This window comes from Propionivibrio sp. (assembly GCF_017995515.1).
Taxonomy (GTDB): domain Bacteria; phylum Pseudomonadota; class Gammaproteobacteria; order Burkholderiales; family Rhodocyclaceae; genus Propionivibrio.
The window spans coordinates 20,307-36,590 of record NZ_JAGOIT010000012.1 but is presented as its reverse complement, the minus strand read 5'-3'; the positions used below and the strand labels follow the sequence as shown (position 1 = coordinate 36,590).

The following is a 16,284-nucleotide window of genomic DNA, read 5'->3' as shown; positions in this document are numbered from 1 at the left end:
CGGCGCGTGGTCATGTGCCGCGCGAAGAGCGGGGCGAGCACATGCACCAGCTCATAGACGAGCAACCCGGCGATCAGCGCCGGCAGGAGATGAAGGCGCAGCGTGAACAGCAGGGCGAGCGCGGCGAGAATCCACGACGCGTACTCGGAGCGGGTGATGTGCGTGTTCTTGTTCATGGTTGGTTTCTTGCCCTGCCTATTGGGGGGGGCCTCAAGGGAGCGACGCCAGTACGCCCTGTCCGGCAGTGTAGCCGCTTGCGAAGCAGCCGGTCAGCAGATAGCCGCCGGTCGGTGCTTCCCAGTCGAGCATCTCGCCGGCGCAATACACGCCCGGAAGCGCGCGGAGCATCAGGTCTTCATCGAGCGCGTCGAAAGCGACGCCGCCGGCGCTGCTGATCGCTTCGTCGAGCGGGCGCGGCGCGACCAGGCGCAGCGGCAGCGCCTTGATTGCCGGCGCCAGACGACCCGGATCGGCGAAATCGTCACGCGAGAGGCACTCGTGCAGCAGCGCCATCTTCACGCCCTTGAGCCCCAAGCGGCTCTGCAGATGGCTCGCCAGCGAGCGCGACCCGCGCGGTCGGGCAACTTCCACCAGGACACGCGGCAGATCGTGGCCGGGCAGCAGATCGAGCGTGAGCGTCGCGCTGCCGTCGCGTTCGATTGCGTCGCGCAGGGGGGCCGAGAGCGCGTAGATCAGGCCGCCCTCGACGCCGGTCGCGGTGATGACAAACTCGCCTTGGCGGCGTTGCTCGACACCCGAAGCATCGATAACCGACGCGCTGACCGACTTCACCGGCTGCCCGGCGAAGCGCTCGCACAGATACGGGCTCCAGTCGGCGTCGAAGCCGCAGTTGGCCGGACGCAGCGGCGCGACCGGGACGCCGGCCCGTTCAAGCAGGCCGACCCAGCGCCCGTCCGAGCCGAGCTTCGCCCAGCTGCCGCCGCCGAGCGCCAGCACGACGCGATCGGCCTCGATCCGGCGTTCGCCTTCGGGCGTGTCGAACAGCAAGCGGTAGCGTGCATCCGCCAGTCGTTGCAGAGCGCTCAGGCGATGTCGGACGTGGAAGCACACCGCTTGCTGGCGCAGCCGGTGCAACCAGGCGCGCAACAAGGGCGCCGCCTTCATTTCCGTCGGGAAGACACGGCCCGAACTGCCGACGAAGCTGTCGACGCCGAGGCTGCGCATCCACGCGCGCAGCGCTTCCGGGCCGAAGGCGCCGATCATCGGTTCAAGCGCGGCGCGGCGCGCGCCGTAGCGGGCGAGGAAGGCATCGAGTGGTTCCGAGTGCGTGATGTTCATGCCGCCCTTGCCGGCCATCAGGAACTTGCGGCCGAAGGAAGGCATCGCGTCGAACAGTTCGACGCTTGCGGTCGAGGTGCGCGAGATGACCTCGGCTGCCATCAATCCGGCCGGACCGCCGCCGACGACGGCGACGCATTGCGTGGAATGGTCGTCCATGGGGCGGCTAGGCGATGGTGGCGAGTTGCGCCGGCATCCGCTGGCGGCCTTGGAGGTGGCCAAGGCCAAGCCGGGGCAGGGCGTCCTGCAAGCGCTCGGGCAGCGCGGTCGCCGACAGCACGAGCTGGCGCGAGCCTTCGCCGGCTCGGTCCGCCAATCGCAGGCACTGCCGGGCGACGGCTTCGGCGACGTCGATCAACTCGGCGCGGCCGGCGACAATCGGCTTGAGGACGGGCGTGAGGAAGGTGTAATGCGTGCAGCCTAGAACGAGGCGATCGCTGCCGGCATCGAGCGTCGGCGCAAGCAGCGCGCGAACGGAATCGACGAACGCCGGATCGTCGAGGCGTCCCTTCTCGACGCGCGTCGCCCAGTCGGGGCAGGGCACGATGTCGACCTGGACGTCGGCGGCGTGCCGTCGGACGAGGTCGCGCAGGCGCTCGCTGCGCGCGGTGGACACCGTGGCGAGTACGGTGATGTGCCGCTTGTGCGACGAAGCGGCCGCCGGCTTGACGCCCGGTTCGACGCCGATCACCGGAATGGCAGGCAAGGCCGCGCGCAGCGCGGAGACGGCCGCTGCAGTCGCCGTGTTGCAGGCGACGACGAGCATCGAGCAGCCGCGCGCCCGCAGGTGATGGCCGATCTTCAGGACGCGCTCGCGGATGAACGCATCGCTTTTCTCGCCGTATGGCACGTGCGCCGTATCGGCGAGATAGCACAGGTCTGCGTCTGGTAGCGCCTTGGCGACGGCCGCGAGTACCGACAGGCCGCCGAGGCCGCTGTCGAAGATGCCGATCATGCCGGATTTCCTTGCGTGCCGCTGGTCATGGGATTCTGGAGTTGCCGGGAGAGACGAGGAAAAAAAGCCGGCGCGCGGCCGGCTTTTCCCTAGAGCGATGCTTATTAGTGATATGGCGAGTAATGTCTGAAGTCCGTTCGCCCTGAGCTTGTCGAAGGGAGGGCGGGCTTCGACAGGCTCAGCCCGAACGGAAATTGAGACTTCGTCGTGCCGGATCAATAGTGCTTGTTGGCGAACAGCGTTTCGACCGGGATCTTGCCGATCTTGGTGCACCATTCGATCGGGCCGGTCGTATGCACCGACGTGCCCTCGGAATCGACGGCGACCGTCACCGGCATGTCCTGCAGGTTGAACTCGTAGATCGCTTCCATGCCGAGGTCGGCAAAGCCGACCACCTTGGCGCCCTTGATCGCCTTGGCGACCAAGTAGGCAGCACCACCGACAGCCATCAGGTAGGCCGACTTGTTGTCCTTGATCGCCTCGATGGCGACCGAGCCGCGCTCGGACTTGCCGACCATGGCGATGAGGCCGGTCTTTTCCAGCATCATGCGCGTGAACTTGTCCATACGGGTCGCCGTCGTCGGGCCGGCCGGGCCGACCACTTCGTCACCGACCGGATCGACCGGGCCAACGTAGTAGATGACGCGGTTGGTGAAGTCGACCGGCAGCTTCTCGCCCTTGGTCAGCATGTCCTGGATGCGCTTGTGCGCGGCGTCGCGGCCGGTCAGCATCTTGCCGTTGAGCAAGAGCTTTTGGCCCGGCTTCCAGGCAGCGACCTGTTCCTTGGTCAGCGTGTTGAGATCGACGCGGGTCGCTTCCTTGAGATCCGGCGTCCAGGTGACGGCCGGCCAGTCTTCGAGCTTCGGCGGTTCGAGCTTGGCCGGACCGCTGCCGTCGAGGTGGAAGTGCACGTGGCGCGTCGCGGCGCAGTTCGGCACCAGCGCGACCGGCAGATTGGCCGCGTGGCACGGGTAGTCGAGCACCTTGACGTCGAGCACGGTGGTCAGGCCGCCGAGGCCTTGCGCGCCGATGCCGAGCGCATTGACCTTCTCGTAGATTTCGAGGCGCAGTTCTTCGGGGCGCGTGAGCTTGGCACCGGAGGCTGCCTTCGCCTTCAGCTCGTGCATGTTGCACGGCGCCATGATCGACTCCTTGGCCAGCAGCATCGCCTTTTCCGGCGTGCCGCCGATGCCGACGCCGATGATGCCGGGCGGGCACCAGCCGGCGCCCATGGTCGGGACGGTCTTGATGATCCAGTCGACGAGGTCGTCGGACGGGTTGAGCATGGCGAATTTGGATTTGGCTTCCGAGCCGCCGCCCTTGGCGGCGCAGATGACTTCAACGTGGTCGCCGGCGACGATTTCAAAATGCACGACGGCGGGTGTGTTGTCCTTGGTGTTCTTGCGCGTGCCGGCCGGGTCGGCGAGCACCGAGGCGCGCAGCGGGTTGGTCGGGTCGGCGTATGCGCGCTTGACGCCTTCGTTGACCATTTCCTGCAACGTCATCGTCGCGTCGTCCCAGCGCACGTTCATGCCGACCTTGAGGAAGACCATGCCGATACCGGTGTCCTGGCAGATCGGGCGGTGGCCTTCGGCGCTCATGCGCGAGTTGGTCAGGATCTGCGCGATGGCGTCCTTGGCGGCGGGGTTTTCCTCGCGGTCGTAGGCTTCGCCGAGCGCCTTGATGAAATCGAGCGGGTGGTAGTAGCTGATGTACTGGAAGGCATCGGCGATGCTCTGGATCAGGTCTTCCTGCTTGATGCTGGTCATTTCAGGCTTTCTGTCAAAGGTTGAAGGAAATACTGGCGTTTCAAAGGGCATTCAGTCCGGCGGCGGCTGGTCATTGTTGTGGTTGGGTGCGCGTAAGGGCCAGTCCGCGATGCGCGCGATTCTATCACCAACCGGTTTCGGCCAATCAGTTGCAAACGGCCGGAAAGCCCCATCAGACGGTCTGCCGGCAGAGCGCGGCGCCGAGCGGAATGTCCGAGGCGGCGATGTGGTTGAGCATCCAGCGGTAGATGAAACGGCAGAGCAGTTCGGCCGAAATCCGGTCGCTGCGCCAGTCGTCGACGAGATCCGAGAACTCGTCGAGCAGCCTTCGATGCTCGTCGCGGTGCGTCGAGCCATGCTCGAACTCAATCTCCGACATCATCGTTTCCTCCTCGCGGAAGTGCGATTCGATGGCGTTGCCAAAGCGTTCGATCAGCGTCGCCAGACCGGCACGGTCGGACGACTTGCGGGCAGCGATGATCTGGTTGAGCAACTCGATCATGGCCGGATAGTGTGCGTCGATAGCTTCGATTCCGGTCGAGACATCCGCTGGCCAACGAATGGTTTCCAGGTTGTTCATGCGCCGTTCCTCAAAAGCGTCGAAGTTCTCGTCGTCTTCACGACGTCGATCCGTTGTGCCGACCTGCGAGATGACGGAGCGGCCGAACAGCGTGTCCTTTCCGGCGATGTGTTGAAACATCCATTGATGGATGAAATCCCCGAAGGTCGAAATGCTCTTTTCGAAGGCTTCGAGCGCGTCAAGTCTTCCCCCGATTTCAGCGAGCAAGCGTTGGTGTTCGTCCCGGTGCTCCTGAGCCCCTTCGTACTTGCAGTCACGCATCAGCGCTTCTTCGCGCGCAAAATGCGCGACCATCTCCGCATTCATGTCGAGCAGCGCCAATTTGAGTTCGGATAAGCCGGCGTTAGCGCTTGCCTGTTTCAGGCGGTTGGCTTTTGCCAACAATTGCTTGTGGTCACTGTCCAGCTCTGAAAGGCCGGTTTCGAGTTCGGAGGTCCAACTGCTTGGCTTCATGGCTTGATTCCGGTGGGTTTGGGTGACTATCTTCTCGCCGTTACGCTGCTTCGTAACAGCGCCGTTGATGGTAGCCGCTTTCGCATTGCCTGTGCAGGGCGTAAGTGATGTGTAAGGTTGTGTGCGCCTAATGACGCTGGTTTCGCCACGGCTCTGCGCGGTTCCATCCGGCGCGGGCGCGATTGAGAACAGTACAGGAGGTCATCCATGTCGCAGAATGAATCCGTTCAGCTCTTTCAACCGTCTGCGGAGTTCGTCAAGCAGGCCACGATCTCCGGCATGGACGCCTACCAGGCGCTGTGCGACGAAGCCAGCCGCGACTACACGGGTTACTGGGGGCGCCTCGCCCGCGAGCATGTGACCTGGAAACAGCCATTCACGCAGATCCTCGACGAGTCGAATGCGCCCTTCTTCAAGTGGTTCGCTGACGGCAAGCTGAACGCCTCGTACAACGGCCTTGACCGCAACATCGAGGCCGGTCTGGGCGACAAGGTGGCCATCGTCTCCGAGACCGACGATGGCGAGGTTCGGCAGGTCACTTACCGGGAGTTGCTGGCCAAGGTCAATCAGTTGGCCAACGGACTGCGCGCGCAAGGCATCCAGAAGGGCGATCGCGTCATCATCTACATGGCGATGGGCATCGAAGGCGTCGTCGCCATGCAGGCGTGCGCGCGCATCGGTGCGATTCACTCGGTCGTCTTCGGCGGTTTCTCGGCGCAGTCGGTGCGCGACCGCATTAACGACGCGGGTGCGGTTGCCGTGATCACCACCGACGAACAATGCCGCGGCGGCAAAAAACTGCCGTTGAAGCCGGCCGTCGACGAGGGCATCTCGCTCGGTGGCTGCGAGTCGATCCGGAAGGTGATCGTCTTCAAGCGAACCGGCGGTGCGTGCACTATGGTCGCCGGGCGCGACCTGTGGTGGGACGACGTGATCGCCGGCCAGTCGGAGGTCTGCGAGCCGGAGTGGGTCGAGGCCGAGCATCCGCTGTTCCTGCTCTATACCTCGGGTTCGACGGGCAAGCCGAAGGGTGTGCAGCACTCGACCGGCGGCTATCTGCTGCACGCCGTGCTGACAATGAAATGGACCTTCGACCTGAAACCGCACGACATCTTCTGGTGCACCGCCGACATCGGCTGGGTGACCGGCCACACCTACGTCGCCTACGGGCCGCTCGCGTGCGGCGCGACGCAGATGGTGTTCGAGGGCGTGCCGACCTACCCCGACGCCGGACGCTTCTGGAAGATGATCCAGGATCACAAGATCAACATCTTCTACACGGCGCCGACGGCGATCCGCTCGCTGATCAAGGCGGCCGACACCAATCCCGAGGTCGCGCCGACCAGGTATGACCTGTCGTCGCTGCGCCTCCTCGGCACCGTCGGCGAGCCGATCAACCCGGCGGCGTGGATGTGGTACTACGAGAAGGTGGGCGGTGGCCGTTGCCCGATCGTCGATACCTTCTGGCAGACGGAGACCGGCGGTCACATGATCACGCCGCTGCCCGGCGTCACGCCGCTGGTGCCCGGTTCGTGCACGCTGCCGTTCCCGGGCATCCAGGCGACGATCGTCGACGAGACGGGGACCGAGCTGGACTGGGGCAAGGGCGGGCTGCTTGTCGTGACGAAGCCGTGGCCGTCGATGATCCGCACCATCTGGGGCGATCCGGACCGCTTCAAGCGCTCGTACTTCCCCGACGACTTCCAGGGCCAACTGTACCTTGCCGGCGACGGTTCGGTGCGCGATGTGCAGACCGGTTACTTCACGATCACCGGCCGCATCGACGACGTGCTGAATGTTTCGGGACACCGCATGGGCACGATGGAGATCGAGTCGGCGCTCGTCTCGCACCCGATGGTCGCCGAAGCGGCGGTCGTCGGCCGGCCCGATGAACTGACCGGCGAGGCCATCTGCGCCTTCGTCGTCCTGAAGGGTGCGCGCCCGGTCGGCGAAGCGGCGGGCAAGATGATCAAGGAGTTGCAGGATCACGTGGCCAAGGAAATCGGGCCGATTGCCAAGCCGAAAGATATTCGTTTCGGGGAGAACCTTCCCAAGACAAGATCGGGTAAGATCATGCGCCGCCTGTTGCGTTCCCTGGCGAAGGGTGAGACAGTCGCGCAGGACGTTTCGACGCTGGAGAATCCGGCGATCCTTGAGCAGCTCAGAGGCCACGCCTAGGGTTGTTCAAGTTGCTGAAGTTAAAAGGTTTTGATGGGGTGAGAGGAGGAAGGCGTCGTTTGTTGGCCGGTTTGCCGGCCGCCATCGGCGCAAATAGTAGTACCAAGCGGCACCAATAGACCGCACTTCGGGCCGGCGCACACTGTGTGCCGGCCCGACCATTTTGAGCGCGGGGAATTGTTAAATTCGGCGCCACCTTCGACCACGCAGCACCTCCACGAGATGTCTTGAGCGGAGCAGCGAAATGGGCACGCGCAAGGGAACGGGTACGAGCGATGGTCAATAGCGCAAGCGAAATGCTGATGGCGGCGACGATCGAGTTCCTGCAGTCTTTTCCGCCGTTCGATCGCATGGAGAACGACGCGCTGCGTTTTCTCGCCGAGCGCGTGAAGCTCGCCTATTACCCCAAGGAAACACAGATCATCACCCCCGAGGCCGGGGTCGTTCCCGTCTTCCGCATCCTGCAGCGCGGCAAGGTCGTTGCCCGGCCGTCCGGCGATCTGGCGCTCGGCGAGCAGGTGCTGACGCTGGGGTCGGGCGAGGGCTTCCCGATTGGTTCGGCGATGGCGAAGCGGCCGTCGTCCAATGTCTATACGGCGATCAGCGACGTCTTCTGTTACGAACTGGCGGTTGCCGATTTCTTCCTCCTGCTGCAGAAGAGCGCGGTCTTCAACCTGTTTTGCACGCAGTACATCGCCAGTTTGCTCAGTCAGTCGCGGCAACAGTTGCAGACGCAGTTCTCGCAGCGCGTCGCCGAGCAGCAGACGATGAATTCGCCGCTCGCCTCGGTGATCAAACGGACGCCGATTTCCGTCCGCCGCGGAACGCCGGTGCGCAGCGTCGTCGAGACGATGGCGGCGCGCACGATTGGTTCGATGATCGTCGTCGATGATGAGGAGAAGCCGGTCGGCATCTTCACGCAGTCGGACGTCCTGAAACGCATCGTGCTGCCCGGCGCCTCGCTCGACCAGCCGATCGAGGCGGTCATGTCGCCGCATCCGCACACGCTGCCGCTGGCGGCGACGGCCTATGACGCGGCGTTGGCGCTGGCCATGCACGGCGTTCGCCATGTGTTGGCGGTGGACGAGGGCGGGCGACTGAAAGGGGTCATTTCCGAGCGCGATCTCTTTACGCTGCAACGCGTCGGCCTGCGGCAGATCCGGCAGACGATCGACTCGGCGGCCAGCATCGACATGCTGCTGCAGGCAAGCCACGACGTGCGCCAGTTGTCGCTCAACATGCTGGCGCAGGGCGTCGGCGCCGAGCAGATCACGCAGTTCATCTCGGCGCTCAACGACACGCTGACGCGGCGCATCATCGAGCTCAACCTCGATCGCCACGATCTCGTCGGCATCGACTGGACCTGGCTTTCCTTCGGCTCCGAAGGGCGCGACGAGCAGACGTTCAGCACCGACCAGGATAACGGCATCGTTTTCCTGTGCACCGACATCATGGACCGCGAGCAGACGCAGCTGCGTCTCCTCGAATTCGCGCGCGACGTGAACGCCGATCTCGACCGCTGCGGCTTCCCGCTGTGCTCGGGGAAGATCATGGCGAGCAACCCGGCGCTGTGCCTGACACTTGAGGAGTGGGAAGAGAAGTTTTCCGCCTGGGTGCGCAAGCCCGAGCCCGAGGCGCTGCTGAATGCAACGATCTTTTTCGATTTCCGGCCACTGTTCGGCCAGTTCAATCTGGCCGAACGCATGCGCATCTCGCTCCTGCGGCAGACGCGCGGCAACCCGCTGTTTCTGCGCATGTTGGCCGCCAATGCATTGGCCGTCGCCCCGCCGCTCGGAATGATCCGCGACTTCGTGACGGACGACGATCCCGAACATCCGGGCTGCATCGATCTCAAGAAATTCGGCTCGCGGCTCTTCATCGACGCCGCCCGTGTGTTCGCGCTGGGCCACGATGTTTCGGCGACCAACACGGTGCAGCGGCTCAAACAGACAGGCGCGGCGATGAACGTCTCGGCGGAGGAGGTGGGCGCCGCCATCGACGCCTTTGACTTCATCCAGCTGATGCGTTTGCGTCATCAGCACGCCGCGCAGCGGCAGGGGCGCGAGGGCGACAACCTGATCCGCCCCGATGATCTGAACGAGGTCGAGCGGCGCATCCTGAAAGAGTCGTTTCGCCAGGCACGCAAGCTGCAGCAGCGCCTCAAGCTGGATTACCAGCTCTGACCATGCGCTGGCTGAAAACGCTGTTCGGCAACGCAGCAAACCGGGTGAGCCTTGCGCCCGCACAGCAGGCGACGATCGACGACTGGCATCGGCTGCCTGCGGCCGATCTCTCGCTGGTGCATGAAGCGCAGCGCTACGTCGTCGTCGATGTCGAAACGAGCGGGCTGAACATGAAGAAGGATCGGCTGATTTCAATCGGCGCCATTGCCCTGCGCGAAGGTCGGCTCGATTTCAGCGATGCGTTTCAGGTCGTCCTGCGCCAGGCGCAGGTCAGCACGCACGCCAACATCCTGATCCACGGCATCGGCGGCTCGGCACAGAGCGGCGGCGTCGATCCGGTCGAAGGCTTGCTCGCCTTTCTGCAGTACGTTGGCAAGTCGCCGCTGGTGGCCTACCATGCCTTTTTCGACCAGTCGATGATCGGCAAGGCGATGCGCGAGTACCTCGGGATGGAACTCGATCAGCCGTGGATCGACCTCGCCTGGGTGTTGCCCGATTTCTACAGTTTCCGCGGAGACCTGAACGTGGCGCTCGACGACTGGCTGCACCATTTCGGCATCGAAAACATCCTGCGCCACAACGCCGTTTCGGACGCCTACGCGACCGCCAAGCTCTTGCAGGTGGCAATCGCCGGCGGTCGACAGAAGGGGGTGAACTCTCCAGCCGCTTTCCTGCGTATCGAAAAGGCTCGGCGCTGGATGCAGGAGTGTCGCTGAACCATGCTCGAATCGACGGCACAACTTCGACGTTCCTACGCGATCTACAGCGCGAGCTTCATACTTTTCATCGTCGCGCTCGGCGTGCTTGAGCATTTCGGCCTTCCGGCTCGCTGGATCGGTTACGCCTTCCTCTTTCTGACCATCGTGCTTTACGCCACTATCGGCATCCTCGCGCGGACCTCGAACGTCGCCGAATACTACGTCGCCGGGCGGCGGATTCCGGCCGTATTCAACGGCATGGCGACCGGTGCCGACTGGATGAGCGCAGCTTCGTTCATCGGGCTCGCCGGAACGCTCTATCTCACCGGCTATCAAGGCCTGGCCTACGTGATGGGCTGGACCGGCGGCTTTGTCCTCGTCGCACTCTTGCTGGCGCCGTATCTGCGGCGCTTCGGCCAATATACGATTCCCGATTTCCTTGGTGCGCGCTACGGCGGCAACGTCGCGCGCCTTGTCGGTGTCGCCGCCGCTGTGCTCTGTTCCTTTGTTTACGTGGTTGCCCAGATCTACGGCGTCGGCTTGATCACCAGCCGCTTCGTCGGCTTGCAGTTCGAGATCGGGGTGTTTGTCGGTCTGGCGGGGATTCTGGTCTGCTCCTTCCTCGGCGGCATGCGCGCGGTGACCTGGACGCAGGCCGCGCAGTATCTGGTGCTGGTCGTCGCCTACATCGTCCCGGTGGCGATGCTGTCGTACAAGACCACCGGCGTGCCCATTCCGCAGATCATGTACGGCCAGGTGATGCAGCAGGTCTCTCAGCTTGAGAACCGGATCGCCAGCGATCCAGTCGACGCCGAAGTGCGTCGCCTATTCCGTGAGCGTTCAGATGTCTATGCGGCAAGGATCGCGGGGCTGCCGCAGTCGCTGGTCGACGAGCGCCGCCGGCTGGCTGACGAGATCGATACGCTCAAGAACAGCAACGTCGCCATGCGTGACGTTTTCGCGCTCGAACGGCAGCGGCGCGAACTGCCGAAGACGCCGGATGCCGCGCACAGCTATTGGTCGTCCTTGCAGCAACAGGCGGCGGATCGTGGTAGCGAACTTGTCCATCACGCCGAACCGTATCCGGGGCGTACCGAAGCTGAACGCAGAACCTCGCGTACAAACTTCATTGCGCTCGTATTTTGCCTGATGATCGGTACGGCGGCGCTACCGCACATGCTGATGCGTTACTACACGACGCCCAGCGTGCGTGAGGCGCGTAGTTCGGTGTTCTGGTCGCTGCTCTTCATCCTGGCGCTCTATCTGACGGCGCCGGCTTATGCCGTGTTCGCCAAGTTCGAGATCTATTCCCGGCTCGTCGGTGTCGGCATCAGCGAGTTGCCTGGCTGGGTCAATGCCTGGGGAAAGCTCGGTCTGGTTTCGATCGAAGACATCAACGGTGACGGGCTGCTGCAGCTGGCGGAGCTCGCTCTGAATCCCGATGTGATCGTTCTCGCCATCCCGGAGATCGCCGGCTTGCCTTACGTCATTTCCGGCCTGGTTGCGGCCGGCGCGCTGGCCGCGGCGTTGTCCACCGCGGACGGTTTGTTGCTGACGATTACCGGCGCCTTGTCACACGACGTCTACTACAAGGTCCTGCGTCCGAACGCATCGACGCACTGGCGGCTCGTTGTGTCGAAGACCCTGTTGCTGGTCGTGGCCGTCCTTGCCGCTGCGGTTGCCTCGCAAAAGCCGGCGACGATCCTCGCCATGGTTGCATGGGCGTTCTCGCTCGCCGGTGCGGCGTTCTTCCCGGCGCTCGTGCTCGGCATTTTCTGGAAGCGCGTGAATCGAGCGGGAGCCGTCGCCGGCATGCTGATCGGTCTCTCGGTGACGCTGTACTACATGGTGCGTGTTCAATTCAACGCGATCCCGTGGCTCGGGCTGCACGGCATTGGCATGGAACCCTGGTTGGGCATTCAATCGACGTCCGCGGGAATCTGGGGCGTCGCGGCCGGATTCGTCAGTATCGTGCTGGTCAGCCTGTTGACCGAACCGCCATCCTCGGAGGAGCAAGGTTTGGTTGAGCTAGTGCGCTCCCCGGAGGCGAGCGGGCCGGAGGCGTCAAGATGAAGCACTTGCGGCAGAAGAGTACTTACTGGCGACGAACGTTGCGACTCACCATCGGCTTGCTGCTGCTCTGGTTCGTCGTGACTTTTGGCGTGAGTTTCTTTGCGCGCGAGCTCAACGCAATCACTGTCTTCGGCTTTCCGTTGGGCTTTTATATGAGCGGGCAGGGCGTTCTGGTGATCTGCCTGCTCATCGTCGGCGTCTTTGCCTGGCGAATGAACGCTATTGACGACGAGTCTGCTGCGCGAATTCTGAACGACGAGGAGTAGAACAAAGATGCGTTGCCGCCACTTCGGCTGCGCGCGCTGCAGTGCCTGTGGTACTATTCGCGTCGGCGGGTCTCCCCGCATTGCGGCGTAGTGAACTTGGTCAGGTCCGGAAGGAAGCAGCCACAGCTATTTACCGTGAGTGCCGGGGTAAGGCTCGCCATCTTCTTTTCTGCGTTTGCCGCGCGTGCGTTCGGCCAGAACGGCGGCTGTGCGGGAATCAGGCAGTCGGCTTGCTTGAATCGTCTGTTTCTTGTGCAAGCATGAATCTTTGGATCGCATCACCGGGGATTCCAAGCCGATTCAGTAGCGTATGCCGATCGATATGCAAGAGCCGCTCGATTGAGGCAAAATCATCGGGCAATGCAGTGTTGTTCCAGTCGTCGGTCGAGTGGCGGGCGAGGTTTACCGCCAGCGTCACGTTCTGAACGCGTGGCAGATGCGCATTCGCGTCATCCATCAGCGCATTCAGCAATTCGGGCAGGTGCCATGCCGTGCATAGCGCCTTTTGCAGGTCGATCAAGGGAAAGCCGAGGACTTCCTGCTGCGCAATGTGACTGCGCAGCGTCTTGTCCTTCTGCAGTCTTTCGCGGATCTCGGATGCCAGTTTTGGCGCGAAGCACCATAGCAGGACCTCGCCAAGATCGTGCAGAAGTGCTGCAAGCGTGACTTCTTCGATGTTCAGGTCGTGGCGTTCAAAGGCCCAGTCGTGCGCGTAGCGGGATGCACGCTGGACACGCCGGATGACCTGCAGTACGCCGAGCAGCGCCTGCGGCTCATCTTTCAAGGCGGATTCAATCGTCGCGGGAGTCTCGAACTTCCGGAAAAACGGTTCGATGCCAAGCATCATGACGGCGTTGGCGATCGTCGTGATGTCCGAGCGCAGATGCTTGCCGGTAAAGGGCTGGATGTAGGCCAGGACGCGAACGGCCATCAATGGGTCCTGCAGTACGATGCTTGCGATGTCTCGACCGCTGATCGAGTCGACGCGTTCGTAGCATTGTTCAAGCCTTCGGGCTGTCTGCCGGAGGATGGGCATCTCCTTGCTGCTGAGAAGCGCCACCCAGTCATCAATGTTTTTTAGCGATTGCTCGGTCATGGATTTCAACTTCAATAGTCGCGCGAGGAACGTTCGCTAATGCGCTGATTTCGAAATAGAGTTGGCCGCATCGAAGTGCTACTATGCCCGACCCGGTGTCTGCCGGCAATGGAAATTCGGAACCCGGTCGGAATCCAGTCAAGCGTTCGTAGGATGCTCTGGCGTTGCAGCGGTCTGCAGAACGCGAGCGATGCGGCTCGCGCGGTGTTCGCGTCCTCGTTTGCTGGTCTATACGGCAAAGGGTGCCGACTATTGGTAGAATTAAAAGTTATCCGGGAATTCCGCCGGACTCGTTTGCTATTGCCCCTTCTTGTTCTTCTCAGGAGTCTAGATTCATGGCCATTGAACGCACCCTCTCCATCATCAAGCCTGATGCCGTTGCGAAAAACGTGATCGGGAAGATCTATTCCCGCTTTGAAACCAATGGTCTGAAGATCGTCGCCTCGAAGATGGCATGGCTTTCACCGCAGGAAGCGGGGGCGTTCTATGCGGTGCATCGGGAGCGTTCTTTCTTCAAGGAACTCGTTGAGTTCATGACCTCGGGCCCGGTCATGGTCCAGGCGCTGGAAGGCGAGAATGCGATCGCCAAGAATCGCGAGCTGATGGGGGCGACTGATCCGAGCAAAGCTGCTCCGGGAACGATTCGTGCCGACTTTGCGACGTCGATTGATGCCAACGCGGTGCATGGATCGGACGGCCCCGAGACGGCCAAGGTAGAAGTCGCCTTCTTCTTCCCCGAAATGAACGTCTACTCCGGACGTTGATCGCAGGGCCGTCTTCAGGGTTTGCATGGTGGCTACCAATCTTTTTGACTTCGATGCGGCAGGTCTGACGGTTTTTTTCGCAGAACATGGCGAAAAGCCGTTTCGTGCGCGTCAGATCTTGCGCTGGATACACCGCTTCGGCCAGTGCGATTTCAATGCCATGACGGATATCGCCAAGAGCTTGCGCGAAAAGCTCCTGGCGGAGGCGGTTGTGGTGCCGCCGGCAATTGTTTCGGACAAACGCTCAGATGACGGCACGCGCAAGTTCCTGTTTGACGTCGGCGGCGGGAATGCGGTCGAGACGGTTTACATCCCTGAAGACGATCGCGGAACGCTATGTGTCTCGACGCAGGCGGGATGCGCGCTCGATTGCTCTTTTTGCTCGACGGGAAAACAGGGTTTCAGTCGCAATCTCACCGTCGGCGAGATTATTGGCCAGCTGTGGCAGGCCAACCGTGCGCTGGGGGCCGATGCAAAGGGCGAGCGCATCATCAGCAACGTGGTGCTGATGGGCATGGGCGAGCCGCTGGCGAATTTCGACAACACCGTGGCAGCGCTGCGCCTGATGCTCGACGACAACGCCTACGGTTTGTCGCGTCGCAGGGTGACCGTGTCCACATCCGGTCTGGTGCCAGCCATGGGCCGCCTCGGCGATGAATGCGCCGTGGCGCTCGCGGTATCGCTGCACGCGCCGAACGACCGGTTGCGCGATGAGTTGGTGCCGATCAACCAGAAGTACCCCCTGCGCGAACTCATGGACGCGTGCCGGCGTTACCTGAAGAAGGCGCCTCGCGATTTCGTGACCTTTGAGTACGTGATGCTTGACGGCGTCAACGATTCGGATGCACATGCGCGCGAATTGCTTGAGCTGACGCGAACGGTGCCGTGCAAGTTCAATCTGATTCCATTCAATCCGTTTCCCGGCTCGCCGTATCGCAGATCGCCGGCCGTGCGCATCCGCCGGTTTGCGGAAATCCTGATGAACGCAGGCATCGTGACGACGACGCGCAAAACGCGCGGCGATGATATCGATGCCGCGTGCGGCCAGTTGGCCGGACAAGTCCTCGACAAGACGCGGCGTACCGCGCGTCGGGTGATCGATTTGCACGAGGTCAGAACACAATGAAATTGCTGGAGCTGCGGAAGCTGTCGGTTTGTGTGTGCGTGTCTTGGGTTGCCTTGTTCTCCGCTTCGATGGCGTACGGGCAGAATCAAAACTCGAACACCTCATCAGCGGATAGCTCCGCGACCTCGGGTAAGCCGAAAGACGTTGTCACACGGGCGAAACTGCACACCGAACTGGGTGCGCTTTACTTCCAGTCGGGAAATCTGATCGTCGCGCTCGAAGAACTGACGATTGCGACTTCAATCAATCCTGACTACGCGCCGGCGTACAGCACACGCGGTTTGGTGCTGTACTACATCAAAGAACTTGCGTCAGCCGAAAGCGATTTCAAGCGTGCGCTGGACATTGCCGAAAACGACCCCGAGATCAACAACAACTACGGATGGTTTCTTTGCCAGACGGGCAAGGAGCGCGAGTCGTTTCCGTACTTTGAAAAGGCAATGAAGAATCCCCTGTACCAGACGCCTGCGCTGGCTTACCTGAATGCGGGAGCTTGTTACATAAAACTGGGTGAACTGGATATCGCAGAGGAACACGTCCGGAAAAGCCTGCGCCTCATGCCCGAGAACCCGCAGGCGCTCTTCCAGCTCGCGAAGATTCTCTACCAGCGTGGGAATTTTGACGGCGCGCGGGAGTACTTGAAGACTGTGACCCGTACTGGCGACCCGAGCGCCGAGGTCCTGTGGCTTTACCTGCGGGTCGAACGCCGTCTCGGTGACAATTCTACCGAGAGCAGCCTGGCTGCACAGTTGCGGCGCAAGTACCCGGATTCTCCGGAGTATCAGGAGCTATTGCGAGGGAATTTCGAATGAGCGTGCCGTCTTCTTCCGGAGATCCTGCCGAA

General features: G+C 62.4%; 13 protein-coding genes and 1 other RNA gene. 9 read left to right on the top strand and 5 right to left on the bottom strand.

Translation table 11 applies throughout. From position 1 onward, the window contains the following. Nucleotides 1–210 precede the first annotated feature (210 nt). The 4 genes from KBA32_RS03495 to KBA32_RS03480 all read right to left on the bottom strand — a co-directional run bounded on the left by KBA32_RS03495 (nt 211) and on the right by KBA32_RS03480 (nt 5,056). A complete protein-coding gene (locus KBA32_RS03495) occupies nt 211–1,458 on the bottom strand; it encodes a TIGR03862 family flavoprotein (RefSeq protein WP_294355370.1) in 1,248 nt (415 codons plus the stop codon). Between the two features lie 7 nt (nt 1,459–1,465). Further along, complete coding sequence (gene murI / locus KBA32_RS03490) at nt 1,466–2,254, bottom strand: glutamate racemase (RefSeq protein WP_294355367.1); 789 nt, start codon at nt 2,252–2,254, stop codon at nt 1,466–1,468. Between the two features lie 215 nt (nt 2,255–2,469). Further along, nucleotides 2,470–4,023, bottom strand: a complete 1,554-nt coding sequence (locus KBA32_RS03485; RefSeq protein ID WP_294355365.1) for a fumarate hydratase — start codon at nt 4,021–4,023, stop codon at nt 2,470–2,472. 172 nt (nt 4,024–4,195) lie between these two features. Further along, nucleotides 4,196–5,056 carry a hemerythrin domain-containing protein gene (locus tag KBA32_RS03480; RefSeq protein ID WP_294355362.1) on the bottom strand — a complete coding sequence of 287 codons (861 nt, stop codon included), beginning with the start codon at nt 5,054–5,056 and terminating at the stop codon, nt 4,196–4,198. A 207-nt stretch (nt 5,057–5,263) separates the two neighbouring features. Between KBA32_RS03480 and acs the strand changes: the two genes are divergently transcribed. The 6 genes from acs to ffs all read left to right on the top strand — a co-directional run bounded on the left by acs (nt 5,264) and on the right by ffs (nt 12,616). Beyond that, on the top strand, nt 5,264–7,234 hold the full coding sequence (acs, locus tag KBA32_RS03475) for an acetate--CoA ligase (RefSeq protein ID WP_294355359.1): 1,971 nt from the start codon (nt 5,264–5,266) through the stop codon (nt 7,232–7,234). A gap of 275 nt (nt 7,235–7,509) precedes the next feature. Further along, complete coding sequence (locus tag KBA32_RS03470; RefSeq protein ID WP_294355356.1) at nt 7,510–9,417, top strand: putative nucleotidyltransferase substrate binding domain-containing protein; 1,908 nt, start codon at nt 7,510–7,512, stop codon at nt 9,415–9,417. A 2-nt stretch (nt 9,418–9,419) separates the two neighbouring features. Then, complete coding sequence (locus tag KBA32_RS03465; RefSeq protein ID WP_294355352.1) at nt 9,420–10,133, top strand: PolC-type DNA polymerase III; 714 nt, start codon at nt 9,420–9,422, stop codon at nt 10,131–10,133. A gap of 3 nt (nt 10,134–10,136) precedes the next feature. After that, entirely contained in the window at nt 10,137–12,188 is a 2,052-nt protein-coding gene (locus tag KBA32_RS03460) for a sodium:solute symporter family protein (protein WP_294355349.1), read from the top strand. Continuing rightward, the gene (locus KBA32_RS03455; RefSeq protein ID WP_294355345.1) at nt 12,185–12,454 is read left to right on the top strand and encodes a DUF4212 domain-containing protein; all 270 of its coding nucleotides are present in this window, start codon (nt 12,185–12,187) and stop codon (nt 12,452–12,454) included. Before KBA32_RS03460 ends, KBA32_RS03455 begins: the two co-directional genes overlap by 4 nt. 64 nt (nt 12,455–12,518) lie before the next feature. Next, an RNA gene (gene ffs / locus KBA32_RS03450) (signal recognition particle sRNA small type) lies at nt 12,519–12,616 on the top strand. Between the two features lie 55 nt (nt 12,617–12,671). Here ffs and KBA32_RS03445 read toward each other — a convergent pair. Then, nucleotides 12,672–13,490, bottom strand: a complete 819-nt coding sequence (locus KBA32_RS03445; protein WP_294355399.1) for an HDOD domain-containing protein — start codon at nt 13,488–13,490, stop codon at nt 12,672–12,674. Nucleotides 13,491–13,885: 395 nt separating this feature from the next. Here KBA32_RS03445 and ndk point away from each other — a divergent pair, with 395 nt between their 5' ends. The 3 genes from ndk to pilW are packed head-to-tail and all read left to right on the top strand — an operon-like array spanning nt 13,886 to nt 16,252. Then, on the top strand, nt 13,886–14,314 hold the full coding sequence (gene ndk, locus KBA32_RS03440; protein WP_294355342.1) for a nucleoside-diphosphate kinase: 429 nt from the start codon (nt 13,886–13,888) through the stop codon (nt 14,312–14,314). Nucleotides 14,315–14,339: 25 nt separating this feature from the next. Beyond that, complete coding sequence (gene rlmN / locus KBA32_RS03435) at nt 14,340–15,440, top strand: 23S rRNA (adenine(2503)-C(2))-methyltransferase RlmN (protein ID WP_294355341.1); 1,101 nt, start codon at nt 14,340–14,342, stop codon at nt 15,438–15,440. Further along, nucleotides 15,437–16,252, top strand: a complete 816-nt coding sequence (pilW, locus tag KBA32_RS03430; protein ID WP_294355338.1) for a type IV pilus biogenesis/stability protein PilW — start codon at nt 15,437–15,439, stop codon at nt 16,250–16,252. Before rlmN ends, pilW begins: the two co-directional genes overlap by 4 nt. The last annotated feature ends 32 nt before the right edge of the window (nt 16,253–16,284 follow it).

Excerpts from the sequence above, each read along its gene's own strand:
- KBA32_RS03495 (WP_294355370.1), bottom strand. The coding sequence starts at position 1,458 with ATGGACGACCATTCCACGCAATGCGTCGCCGTCGTCGGCGGCGGTCCG.
- murI (WP_294355367.1), bottom strand. The coding sequence starts at position 2,254 with ATGATCGGCATCTTCGACAGCGGCCTCGGCGGCCTGTCGGTACTCGCG.
- KBA32_RS03485 (WP_294355365.1), bottom strand. The coding sequence starts at position 4,023 with ATGACCAGCATCAAGCAGGAAGACCTGATCCAGAGCATCGCCGATGCC.
- KBA32_RS03480 (WP_294355362.1), bottom strand. The coding sequence starts at position 5,056 with ATGAAGCCAAGCAGTTGGACCTCCGAACTCGAAACCGGCCTTTCAGAG.
- acs (WP_294355359.1), top strand. The coding sequence starts at position 5,264 with ATGTCGCAGAATGAATCCGTTCAGCTCTTTCAACCGTCTGCGGAGTTC.
- KBA32_RS03470 (WP_294355356.1), top strand. The coding sequence starts at position 7,510 with ATGGTCAATAGCGCAAGCGAAATGCTGATGGCGGCGACGATCGAGTTC.
- KBA32_RS03465 (WP_294355352.1), top strand. The coding sequence starts at position 9,420 with ATGCGCTGGCTGAAAACGCTGTTCGGCAACGCAGCAAACCGGGTGAGC.
- KBA32_RS03460 (WP_294355349.1), top strand. The coding sequence starts at position 10,137 with ATGCTCGAATCGACGGCACAACTTCGACGTTCCTACGCGATCTACAGC.
- KBA32_RS03455 (WP_294355345.1), top strand. The coding sequence starts at position 12,185 with ATGAAGCACTTGCGGCAGAAGAGTACTTACTGGCGACGAACGTTGCGA.
- KBA32_RS03445 (WP_294355399.1), bottom strand. The coding sequence starts at position 13,490 with ATGCCCATCCTCCGGCAGACAGCCCGAAGGCTTGAACAATGCTACGAA.
- ndk (WP_294355342.1), top strand. The coding sequence starts at position 13,886 with ATGGCCATTGAACGCACCCTCTCCATCATCAAGCCTGATGCCGTTGCG.
- rlmN (WP_294355341.1), top strand. The coding sequence starts at position 14,340 with ATGGTGGCTACCAATCTTTTTGACTTCGATGCGGCAGGTCTGACGGTT.
- pilW (WP_294355338.1), top strand. The coding sequence starts at position 15,437 with ATGAAATTGCTGGAGCTGCGGAAGCTGTCGGTTTGTGTGTGCGTGTCT.